Annotated in this window: 11 protein-coding genes and 2 pseudogenes; 7 read left to right on the top strand and 6 right to left on the bottom strand. The window is 52.1% G+C overall.

Features of this window, described 5'->3' with window-relative positions:
* The first annotated feature begins 64 nt into the window (after positions 1-64).
* Positions 65-220, top strand: a complete 156-nt coding sequence (locus tag Q4A85_RS08530) for a hypothetical protein (RefSeq protein WP_303109439.1) — start codon at positions 65-67, stop codon at positions 218-220.
* On the opposite strand, the gene Q4A85_RS08525 is transcribed toward Q4A85_RS08530, so the two are convergent.
* The 4 genes from Q4A85_RS08525 to Q4A85_RS08510 form a co-directional block, all read right to left on the bottom strand.
* Positions 206-352, bottom strand: a complete 147-nt coding sequence (locus Q4A85_RS08525) for a hypothetical protein (RefSeq protein ID WP_303109437.1) — start codon at positions 350-352, stop codon at positions 206-208. The two genes, Q4A85_RS08530 and Q4A85_RS08525, sit on opposite strands and share 15 nt — an antisense overlap.
* Positions 345-1184 carry a MurR/RpiR family transcriptional regulator gene (locus tag Q4A85_RS08520; RefSeq protein WP_303109435.1) on the bottom strand — a complete coding sequence of 280 codons (840 nt, stop codon included), beginning with the start codon at positions 1182-1184 and terminating at the stop codon, positions 345-347. Before Q4A85_RS08520 ends, Q4A85_RS08525 begins: the two co-directional genes overlap by 8 nt.
* Before the next feature lie 28 nt (positions 1185-1212).
* Positions 1213-1785 carry an ADP compounds hydrolase NudE gene (gene nudE, locus Q4A85_RS08515; RefSeq protein ID WP_303109433.1) on the bottom strand — a complete coding sequence of 191 codons (573 nt, stop codon included), beginning with the start codon at positions 1783-1785 and terminating at the stop codon, positions 1213-1215.
* Positions 1786-2044: 259 nt separating this feature from the next.
* Complete coding sequence (locus Q4A85_RS08510) at positions 2045-2290, bottom strand: hypothetical protein (protein ID WP_303109431.1); 246 nt, start codon at positions 2288-2290, stop codon at positions 2045-2047.
* A gap of 537 nt (positions 2291-2827) precedes the next feature.
* Here Q4A85_RS08510 and rho point away from each other — a divergent pair.
* The 3 genes and pseudogenes from rho to Q4A85_RS08495 all read left to right on the top strand — a co-directional run.
* A pseudogene (gene rho, locus Q4A85_RS08505) lies at positions 2828-4081 on the top strand (transcription termination factor Rho); the annotation flags it as partial.
* Positions 4082-4363: 282 nt separating this feature from the next.
* Positions 4364-5008: an MBL fold metallo-hydrolase gene (locus Q4A85_RS08500; protein ID WP_303109429.1), complete on the top strand. Its 645-nt coding sequence runs from the start codon at positions 4364-4366 to the stop codon at positions 5006-5008.
* Positions 4968-5207: a hypothetical protein gene (locus Q4A85_RS08495; protein ID WP_303109427.1), complete on the top strand. Its 240-nt coding sequence runs from the start codon at positions 4968-4970 to the stop codon at positions 5205-5207. The genes Q4A85_RS08500 and Q4A85_RS08495 overlap by 41 nt, the downstream gene beginning before the upstream one ends.
* Here the strand turns inward: Q4A85_RS08495 and rpmE are convergent.
* A complete protein-coding gene (gene rpmE, locus Q4A85_RS08490) occupies positions 5191-5412 on the bottom strand; it encodes a 50S ribosomal protein L31 (protein ID WP_303109425.1) in 222 nt (73 codons plus the stop codon). The two genes, Q4A85_RS08495 and rpmE, sit on opposite strands and share 17 nt — an antisense overlap.
* A gap of 158 nt (positions 5413-5570) precedes the next feature.
* Here rpmE and lspA point away from each other — a divergent pair, with 158 nt between their 5' ends.
* The 3 genes from lspA to ispH all read left to right on the top strand — a co-directional run bounded on the left by lspA (position 5571) and on the right by ispH (position 8110).
* The gene (gene lspA, locus Q4A85_RS08485; protein ID WP_303109423.1) at positions 5571-6041 is read left to right on the top strand and encodes a signal peptidase II; all 471 of its coding nucleotides are present in this window, start codon (positions 5571-5573) and stop codon (positions 6039-6041) included.
* A gap of 2 nt (positions 6042-6043) precedes the next feature.
* On the top strand, positions 6044-6982 hold the full coding sequence (locus Q4A85_RS08480) for an Abi family protein (RefSeq protein ID WP_303109421.1): 939 nt from the start codon (positions 6044-6046) through the stop codon (positions 6980-6982).
* Positions 6983-7174: 192 nt separating this feature from the next.
* The gene (gene ispH / locus Q4A85_RS08475) at positions 7175-8110 is read left to right on the top strand and encodes a 4-hydroxy-3-methylbut-2-enyl diphosphate reductase (RefSeq protein ID WP_303109418.1); all 936 of its coding nucleotides are present in this window, start codon (positions 7175-7177) and stop codon (positions 8108-8110) included.
* Between the two features lie 355 nt (positions 8111-8465).
* Here ispH and Q4A85_RS08470 read toward each other — a convergent pair.
* Positions 8466-9913, bottom strand: a pseudogene (locus tag Q4A85_RS08470) (OmpP1/FadL family transporter).
* Between the last annotated feature and the right edge of the window lie 108 nt (positions 9914-10021).

Raw genomic sequence — 10021 nt, 5'->3', positions numbered from 1 at the left:
TTTAAAACAATTGGTAAGAAGTAATTTATCCTAGTTATCTAGGACAGCCCCAAATTTTATTTGGATGTTTGTTTTAACTTTGATGGTTTTCAGGCTGCCTACTGGGATGGCGCAACATGGTGGACAACACGCCGCCTATGTTTTCAAGCTGAAACCTTGGCAAAATCTGCAACCGATGGAACGTCGGCGGCTCGCCGACATCTTTTTAAAGTTTGATTAACAGCCGCCATTTGGCGACGAGCCGTCGCCGCTCCATTTGGATTTTCAGGCTGCCTTTGGGATGTAAAAGGCAGCCTGAAAACAAACAACGCGCGTTTCGGCGAAGCCCAAACCCCACCCGCCCATCAATCATTCACGCGATGGCTCAAAATGCTGCGTTTGCCTTTTTCCAACTGCAACGAAGCCGTTTCGCCCAAGCGCAATGCCAAGCCTATCGCCAAAATATCAATCACCGCCAGCTGCAACGAGCGCGACACCATCGGCGAATAGCGATGCGCGTCTTCCTGCGCCGCCAAAGCCAGCTCGCAATCGGCAAACTGCGCCAGCGGGCTGCCCGCGCGGGTAATCACAATCACCTTCGCGCCGTTTTCCTTGGCGATGCTCACCGCATCCAAAAGCTCAATCGACGAGCCCGAATTAGAAATCACCACCAGCACATCCTGCGGCGTTAAAACCGCCGCTGCCATCAGTTGAATATGCGTATCCGAATACGCCACGGTGGACACGCCAAAGCGGAAAAACTTATGCTGCGCATCCTGCGCCACAATGCCCGAATTGCCCACGCCGTAAAACTCAATGCGCCGCGCGTGCGACAGCATGGCAATCGCGTTTTCCAATTCGCTCTCGTTCAGGCTGCGCCGTGCGCCCAACAGCGCGGCGGCGGTGTTGCCCAACACCTTTTCCATCACATCGCCCATGTTGTCATCGGTGTTCAACTCGGCGTGCACAAACGGCAAACCGTTGTGGCTGATGCTGGCAGAAAGTTCCAGTTTAAATTCAGGCAGCCCCTTGTAGCCCAAGCTGCGGCAAAACCGAATCACCGTGGGCTGCGACACTTCCGCCCGCTCCGCAATTTCCGCCACCGCCGCGTGCACAAACCATTTGGGCTCAGACAGCGCGCATTCCGCCACCTTGCGCTCCGCGTTGGACAACGAATCCAAAGTCTCACTAATTTTGCTTAACATCATCTCTTCCCTATTTGATTACAATCCATTAGGCAGCCTGAAAAAGCTCAGGACACTTTCGCTGCAACAGCATCAACGCCGACAAAGTTTGCGCGTTGCCCATCGCCGCATCATCAATCAGCTCATCCAACCTTGCCAACGGCACGCGCACAGGCACCAGCGGTTCAGGCTCATCGCCATCCAGTTGCGACACGCGCAAATCTTCCGCCACAAAAACGTGCATCAGCCCAAACATATGGCTGGGCGACGCATATAGCGAGCGCAGCGGGGTTAATTTTGCCGCCGTCAAACCAATTTCTTCTTGCAACTCGCGCCGCGCCGCCTGCTCAGGCGTTTCGCCCGCATCAATCAAACCTTTCACGCACGACAATTCATAGCGTTCAGGGCCAACCGCATACTCGCGCACCATAATCAACTCGCCCCGCTCAATCGGCAACACCATCACCGCAGGCTTGCGCGATGGCGTTAAACGCTCATAAGTGCGCTCCGCCCCGTTGGCAAAACGCAAATCCACTTCCTGCACTTCAAAAATGCGCGTTTTCGCCGCCAAGCGCACCGCCAGCACTTCGGGTTTTTGTTGTTCTGTGTCTAAAAAACTCATGTTGTTCCTTTTTGTTATCCGATTTCAGGCTGAAATCTTTGCGACCCCCCCAACGGCAGCCTGAAAAATAAGAAATGCCGTCATTCCCGCGTAGGCGGGAATCTTGTGTGATATTCATAAATATATGAAAAAACAATCTGTTGCGTAAATTTAACCAAGATTCCCGCCTACGCGGGAATGACGGAGAAATTGACTATTTCTTGTTGTGTTTTAGGCTTTGCAAAGGTTTCAGGCTGCCTATTATCTTTGATTTACCGCGCTACCGCCGCGCCTGAAACTCATCCAGCAATTCAACAGCATACCGCAACGACAAACCAAACCGCTGCCGTATAGCGACCAAATCATTGATACGATTGCCCGACACATTCTGCCGCAGCCATTCATGCGTTTTCGGATTGCTTTTCACGCTCTCATACAAAAACCGCGCCGCCGACATACTGTTATTGCGCAGCCAAGCCAGCCACGCCGCAATCACCAACGCCACCAACAAAAATTTCCACATCATTCAACCTTTCCAGTTCTTACTTTCAGGCTGCCATGTAATTTACAACAGCCCACGCATTAGGCAGCCTGAAAGTTTGTTTCAACTACATTCTACTACACTTCACATTTGTTTACATAATCCCGTTTACACGCCCGCCATGCTATTTAAGGCAGCCTGAAAACAAGCAACGCGCGTTTCTGCGAAACTAAAACGCCTTTACACACCGCAAATTTGACAACACCCCGCCCCAACCCCTAAAATCCGCGCGTTTCAAAGTTCTACGCCACATCAGGCACATTTTCATCACTTAGAACCTATATTCACTAATTTTCATAGGCATCTTTTTATGCCCTAAAAACGCGGCTATCGCGTTAAAAATGCTCGCAAGGTGTCCAACCTTGCTGCGCTTTCTGCCTTGTATCCGCGCTTTTATTTCATAAAATCTGCCTATGAAAATAGTGAATACAGGTTCTTAAAATTTATTTCCACTTCGCACGGCAGCACGCAAAGCCACTTTCAGGCTGCCTATCCCTTATTCACAAACAATCTCAAACCACCATGCACGTTACCGAACTCCAAACCAAACACATCACGGAACTTCTCGCCCAAGCCGAAAAAATGGGCATAGACGGCGCAAACCGCTTGCGAAAACAAGACCTTGTTTTCCAAATTGTGCGCGAGCTGATTCAAAACGGGCAAGAATTCATCTGCTCGGGCACGCTGGAAGTGCTGCCCGATGGCTATGGCTTTTTGCGCAGCGCGGCAACATCCTACCTTGCCAATCCCGATGATATTTACGTTTCCCCGCAGCAAATCCGCCGCTTCAATTTGCACACAGGCGACACCATCGAAGGCACGGTGCGCGTGCCCAAAAACGATGAAAAATACTTCGCGCTGGTGCGGCTAGACAGCGTAAATGGCGACCACCCCGAAAGCAGTCGCCACAAAATCCTGTTTGAAAACTTAACCCCGCTGTTCCCCACGCGCCAGCTCAAATTGGAGCGCGACAACCAATCCACCGAAAACATCACGGGACGGATTATTGACCTGATTTCGCCCATCGGCTTCGGGCAACGCGCCTTGCTGGTTGCGCCTCCCAAAACAGGCAAAACCGTGATGCTGCAAAACATCGCCCACGCCATCACCGCCAATTATCCCAACGCTGAACTCATCGTATTGCTGATTGACGAACGCCCCGAAGAAGTAACCGAAATGATGCGCTCCGTGCGCGGCGAAGTGGTCGCGTCCACCTTTGATGAGCCCGCGCAACGCCATGTGCAAGTTGCCGAAATGGTGATTGAAAAAGCCAAGCGCATGGTGGAACACAAAAAAGACGTGATTATTCTGCTAGATAGCATCACCCGCCTTGCCCGCGCGTATAACACCGTGGTGCCGATGTCGGGCAAAGTGCTCACAGGCGGCGTGGATGCGCACGCGCTGCATCGTCCCAAACGCTTCTTTGGCGCGGCGCGCAACGTGGAAGAAGGTGGCTCGCTCACTATCATCGCCACCGCGTTGGTGGAAACAGGCAGCCGCATGGATGATGTGATTTTTGAAGAATTTAAAGGCACGGGCAACATGGAATTGAGCCTAGACCGCCGCCTTGCCGAAAAGCGCGTATTCCCCGCCATCAACATCAACAAATCGGGCACGCGCCGCGAAGAGCTTATCGTCCCCGCCGACCAGTTGCAACGGATGTGGATGCTGCGCCGCGTGATTCATCCGATGGACGATGTGGAAGCCGCCGAGTTTCTGCTGGATAAAATCAAGCAAACCAAAAACAACGCCGACTTTTTTGACCTGATGCGCGGTGGTAATGCCCACAAAAATAATCAGGCGGGCCACAGCAACAACACCCAAGGCAGCCTGAAAACGAGTAACACGAGTTTCGGCGAAGCCAAAACCAGCGGAGCGAGTTTCGGCGAAGCCAAAACCAGCGGGGCGAGTTTCGGCGAAGCCAAACCCAACCAACCCACCGCCACGCCCGCGCCACAAGGCACGCCATCCACCGTGCAGCCAAACACCAGCGAAGCCCCTGCGATGCCCCGCCGCCGTGGTCGCCCGCGCAAAAACCCCATCGCCTAAGGAATCATCATGGCATTGCAACTGCAAATCATGCCCGTAACCGCGTTTCGCCAAAATTGCTCGCTGCTGTGGGACGATGAAACGCGCGATGCCGTGTTGGTGGACGTAGGCGGCGATGCCGAACACCTGCTTGCCGAAGTGCAACAACGCAGCCTGAAACTCAACGCCATCTGGCTCACGCACGGGCATCTTGACCACGCAGGCGGCGTGCCCATGCTGCTGGAACGGCAAAACGTCCCCGTTATCGGCCCGCATTCCGATGACCAATTTTTGCTGGATGCCCTGCCCGAAACCACCGCATCCTACGGCTTCCCCATCTGCCCCGCGTTCACACCCACGCGCTGGCTGCACGAAGGCGACACGCTGAACGTAGGACACTTCACGTTTAACGTGCTGCACACCGCAGGGCACACCCCTGGGCACGTTGTGTTTTATTGCGCCGCCGCCCAGCTGCTGATAGCAGGCGATGTGCTGTTTTACGAAAGCATCGGGCGCACCGACTTCCCGCGCGGCAATCATCAAGATTTGCTGGACAACATCCGCAACAAACTTTTCAGGCTGCCTGATAACACGCTGGTTATCCCCGGCCACGCCCGCACCACCACCATCGGGCATGAAAAGCAGTTTAACCCGTATGTGCGCATGGCAGCCTGAAAATGGGCAGCATTCAACAAACAAAGGCGTAGTGAATACGCTTTTTTTGTTGCCCGCTCAATACCTATTTATGCCACCAATTAGGCAGCCTGAAAGCCATTTTCAGGCTGCCTATCCATCGCCCATAAAAAGGCAGCCTGAAAACCAATTCCCCAGTTTTCAGGCTGCCTTTGTGGCAATGATTAAACAGAGCGTTTGAACATATTGCCGTATTTTTGATTGAATTTGTCCACGCGACCTGCGGTGTCCACAATTTTTTGTTTGCCAGTGTAGAAAGGATGGCAGTTTGAGCAAACTTCGATGTTGAAGTTTTCTTTTTCCATGGTGGATTGGGTTGCAAATTGGTTGCCGCAAGAGCAAGTAACTTTGACTTCATGGTAGTCAGGATGGATTCCAGGTTTCATGTTTTTCCTTTAAAAAGCGAGCGTAGGGGCTTTGCCTGCGCCACATTGAACGAAGCCACGCATTATCCTGATTTTTCGTTGCTTTGGCAAGAACCTATGTTTAAGGCAGCCTGAAAATCCAGTACAATCCGCAGCTTTATTTTGCAAAGCACAAACCGATGAAATATCTCCCCTATTGGCTGATTGCCATCGCCGCCATCGTCCTTGACCAAATCAGCAAAGCCGCTGTGCTTGCCCATTTTGCCTACCAAGAGCGGCTCAACATCATCCCGCATTTTTTTGACCTAACGCTGGTGTACAACCCCGGTGCGGCGTTTAGCTTTCTTGCCAACATGGGCGGAGCGCAAAAATATTTGTTTATTGTGCTGGCGTTTATCATCAGCGGCTATTTGGCGCGCAGCATCGTAAAAAACGAATTTGGCAAGCTGGGCAACTGGGCGGCAGCGATGATTATTGGCGGCGCGTTTGGCAATGTGATTGACCGCTTTGTGCATGAAAAAGTGGTGGATTTTTTGCTGTTTTACTGGGGCGAGTATTATTACCCCGCGTTTAATGTTGCCGATAGCTTTATTTGCGTGGGCGCGGTGTTGCTGGCGGTGGATAGCATTCGGCATAAAAAGGCAGCCTGAAAATGGCATTCACACCATACAAACCGTGGCTATCCTTTGCCGACCAAGTTATTCAGCTGAAAAAGCGTGGTTTGCTCATTAGCGATGACAAAGATGCCGAATTTCAACTGGCGCAGATTGGCTACTATCGGCTAAGTGGCTATTTTTATCCCTTTCGTGAGCGCAATAGCTCGGGCATCCGTGGCAACCATTTCGTTGTAGGGACGCAGTTTGACCACATTCTCGCGTTGTATCACTTTGATACCGCCATCAAGTTGCTTGCATTGGAAGCCATGCAATATATTGAAATTGCTTTGCGTGTGCAGATTGCTTATACCTTGGGAAAGCACAATGCCATCGCGCATACCCAATCTCAGTTTTTTAATTCCAAATTTAAGCATCAGGATTGGCTCAATAAATATCAAGACCTGTTTGATGCGACTCTAAATTCCGAAAAAAAGGATAAAAAGCATATTGGCTTTGTGCTGCACAATGTAAACAAATATGGCGGTTTGCCTATTTGGGTAGCTTGCGAACTGTGGGATTTTGGCGCGATGTCTAGATTGTTTCAGGGTATGCTGCCCAAGGATAGAGATAACATCGCCCAAACATTTCATTTATCGGCACAGCAGTTAGAAAGCCATTTGCAATCTTTTAATTTTGTGCGCAATGTGGCTGCCCACCATGGGCGACTATGGAATAGAAATATGATTGGCAGACCTAAGTTTAAAAATTTGCAAGGACGGCAATGGCAATTATTGGATGAAAATGCTGTTTTTGTGGTGTTTTGTTTGATGCAACGAATGCTACAAAAAATTTGCCCAAATAATGATTGGAAATTGCGCTTTCAGCAAACATTAACATTGTTTCCGCAACAAAATGCTGCCATGAATGAAGTAAATTTGAACACGTTTGGCATGCACAAACAGATTGACCTAACCCGCTGGAATCTATGGCGGTAAAAAGAAAGCCCCCAAATCCGCATCACATTAAACTTAATGTCAAAACCTTCGGTTTCGCGGATTAAGGGGGGGTTGTTGATATGGATTATATCGCCGAACCCAAATAATTCGCAAATGTATTTTCAGGCTGCCTTATATCGCCCCACCCTACCCAAGGCAGCCTGAAAACCCTAAACACACCAAGAGACCCCCATGACCAAAAAAACCATTATGCTCGCCAACCCGCGCGGTTTCTGCGCAGGCGTGGACAGAGCCATTTCCATTGTAGAACGCGCGTTAGAGCTGTTTGGCGCGCCAATTTATGTGCGCCACGAAGTTGTGCATAACAAATTTGTGGTGGACGGCTTGCGCGATAAAGGCGCGATTTTTATTGACGATTTGGCGGATGTGCCGCAGGGCGCAACGCTGATTTACTCGGCGCACGGCGTATCCAAAGCGGTGCAAGCCGAAGCCGCCGAGCGCGGTTTCCGCGTGTTTGATGCCACTTGCCCGCTGGTTACCAAAGTGCATCGTGAAGTAGCGCGGCTGGATGAGCAGGGTTATCAAATTATTATGATTGGGCACGCGGGACATGTGGAAGTGGAAGGCACGATGGGGCAGCTACCCAGCGGCAAAATGCTGCTGGTGCAAACGGTGGACGATGTGGCGAGCTTGGTTGCGCCCAACCCCGAAAAGCTAGCGTATGTGAGCCAAACCACGCTGTCGGTGGACGAAACCGCCGACATCATCGCCGCCCTGAACGCGCGTTTTCCCCACATCAAAAATCCGCACAAAGAAGACATTTGCTACGCCACCACCAATCGCCAAGCGGCGGTGAAGGATTTGGCGGCGGATTGCGATTTGGTGATTGTGGTCGGCTCGCCCAATTCGTCCAACAGCAACCGTTTGCGCGAGGTGGCGGCGCAGCGCGGCGTGGCAGCGTATATGGTGGACACCGCCGCTTTGCTGCAACGCGAATGGTTTGACGGCAAGAACAAGGTGGGTGTAACAGCGGGGGCAAGCGCGCCTGAGGTGCTGGTGCAAGATGTGATTCAGCAGATTAAAGACTGGGGCGTGGAGAAAGTGGAACAGGGCAACACGGTGGAAGAGAATATTGTGTTTGTGTTGCCTAAGGAGTTGCGGAAATAGTGAAAGGCAGTCTTGCCCCTTTGTCCAAATCTTTGATTTGGGTATAAAGGGGTATAACGCAGCGCAAAGCGCAAGGTTGAAAGTTGATTTTCAGGCTGCCTTAAAGCAAAAATATAGTCGTACCACACAACCTTATACCGCGTTGGCTCACTTACCACGGGCGAAATGGTTTGTTGCCAAATCGTAGCCAGTTTTGCTGTACTACTTGCACCATCTGCGGCTCGCCGCCTTATCTAAGACTGTGTGAAACGACTATATTTATTCTGCCACGGTTTTCAGGCTGCCTATCAGTTAAACGAATAGGCAGCCTGAAACGCATTAAACCGCTTTCAGACTGCCTTTATCTACCCCGCCATCACTCAAACTTATAAGTGTACTGCAAGCCCAAAATGGTGGCGGATGCTTTGAATTTGGCGGTGGATGCGCCCTTACTGTCCACGTCTTTGCCTGTCGCGCGCGGTGCGTTGAACTTGCTGCTGTGGATGTGCACATATGACAGCGCGGTGTCAAATACATGGCGTTTTTTGTAGGCGTAGCGTGCGCCCACCGAGAACCACATTCGGTTGGCATCGGGCATGGTGTTCAGGCGGTCTTCCGCGCTTTTCACGGGGCTTTGGTCAAAGGCGATGCCCGCGCGCAATTGCAGCGGCTCGCTGTATTGATATGAGCCGCCCAGCGCGACTTTATAAGTGTTGCGCCAGTTGGGCGTGATGGTGGTGCGGTCGGATTGCCCGTTTACCACGTTTTTGCGATTGCCAAACACAAGGTCGGCTTTGTTAAAACGGCTGTGGCGCGTCCAAGTGATGTCGCCAAACAGGTTCACTTTGTCGCTGGCGCGATACATCCCGTGCAGCGAAAGCGATTCGGGCGTAGTGATGTGCACCGATGCGTCTTCGCTGGGCAGATAGCCGCGCCCTGCGCCCAGCGTGGTGGTTGTGGTGGTGGGCGATTGGATGTAGTTCGCCAGCGCAGAGGCTTGCGCGACTGCGCCTGCGGGTTGCCATTTGGCTGTGCCTTTTAGCTTGTGGCTGATTTTGGAGCGATAGGCAACGCCCACGCGAAATTTATCGTTTACATCAAACATCCAGCCCAAATGGTAGCCAAAGCCCCAATCGTGCCCTTTCACATCGCCGCGTCCTTGCCAGTTGGCGCGGTTGCGGGTGGCGGCAGCGGGCACGCCCATGCGTTGCAACACGGCGGCGGTGGCGGCGAGCGTGCGGTCGTCGCGGGCGGCACTCCAATCGGCGTATTTGGTGAGCTCGGCTTCGGAATATTGCGCAATCACGCCCACGGCAAACGAGTGTTTTTCGTTGAATTTAAACGCCACGGCGGGTTCTAGTGCGATGCTGCTTAGCCCGAGTTTTTTGATGTTGTAGCGCAGCACGGAGTCGTTTTGATAATTGGTTTTTGAGCCAAATGGGATGTACATCCCCACGCCCAGCGTTACGCGGTCGTTGAGTTTGTATGCGCCGTAAACATGGGGCGCGGCGGTGGTTTTGGTGATTTTGCCGCTGGCTGCGCCTTACACGTTGCCGCCTTGGTAGTAGGTAGCTTGGGCATCGCGGTATTTGAGCGATGGGGCAACGATGTTGAGCGCGCCTGTGATTTCGGCTTTGCTGTCTAGCTCGGTTAAGCCTGCGGGTTGTAGAACAGCGTGCTGGCATCGGCGGCTGCGGCGGCGTTGGCGGTGCTTTGCGCGCCCACCGATTGCGTGCCAAAGTGGTAGCCCGATGCGGCGGCGTGTTGCGCTAGGGCTAGGCTGATGGGTGTGGCGGAGAGTTTGGTTTTCTTGTGTGTTTTCATGTGGATAACCGTTGTTTGGACAAAAAATTTAGGCGGCTTGATGTTTTCAGGCTGCCTGATGGGGTTAAACTAGAAGCATCATTCTAATGTGGATTGTTTGGATTGTGT

Origin of the sequence: Kingella sp. (in: b-proteobacteria) (assembly GCF_030527935.1) — a bacterium.
In the GTDB taxonomy this organism is placed as follows: domain Bacteria; phylum Pseudomonadota; class Gammaproteobacteria; order Burkholderiales; family Neisseriaceae; genus Kingella_B.
The sequence above is the reverse complement of the archived record's forward strand: the minus strand, read 5'-3'. Positions and strand labels throughout refer to the sequence as shown.

What these genes read in the sequence shown, in the direction of transcription:
- Q4A85_RS08530 (WP_303109439.1), top strand. Translation starts at nt 65, where the DNA reads ATGTTTGTTTTAACTTTGATGGTTTTCAGGCTGCCTACTGGGATGGCG.
- Q4A85_RS08525 (WP_303109437.1), bottom strand. Translation starts at nt 352, where the DNA reads ATGATTGATGGGCGGGTGGGGTTTGGGCTTCGCCGAAACGCGCGTTGT.
- Q4A85_RS08520 (WP_303109435.1), bottom strand. Translation starts at nt 1,184, where the DNA reads ATGTTAAGCAAAATTAGTGAGACTTTGGATTCGTTGTCCAACGCGGAG.
- nudE (WP_303109433.1), bottom strand. Translation starts at nt 1,785, where the DNA reads ATGAGTTTTTTAGACACAGAACAACAAAAACCCGAAGTGCTGGCGGTG.
- Q4A85_RS08510 (WP_303109431.1), bottom strand. Translation starts at nt 2,290, where the DNA reads ATGATGTGGAAATTTTTGTTGGTGGCGTTGGTGATTGCGGCGTGGCTG.
- Q4A85_RS08500 (WP_303109429.1), top strand. Translation starts at nt 4,364, where the DNA reads ATGGCATTGCAACTGCAAATCATGCCCGTAACCGCGTTTCGCCAAAAT.
- Q4A85_RS08495 (WP_303109427.1), top strand. Translation starts at nt 4,968, where the DNA reads ATGAAAAGCAGTTTAACCCGTATGTGCGCATGGCAGCCTGAAAATGGG.
- rpmE (WP_303109425.1), bottom strand. Translation starts at nt 5,412, where the DNA reads ATGAAACCTGGAATCCATCCTGACTACCATGAAGTCAAAGTTACTTGC.
- lspA (WP_303109423.1), top strand. Translation starts at nt 5,571, where the DNA reads ATGAAATATCTCCCCTATTGGCTGATTGCCATCGCCGCCATCGTCCTT.
- Q4A85_RS08480 (WP_303109421.1), top strand. Translation starts at nt 6,044, where the DNA reads ATGGCATTCACACCATACAAACCGTGGCTATCCTTTGCCGACCAAGTT.
- ispH (WP_303109418.1), top strand. Translation starts at nt 7,175, where the DNA reads ATGACCAAAAAAACCATTATGCTCGCCAACCCGCGCGGTTTCTGCGCA.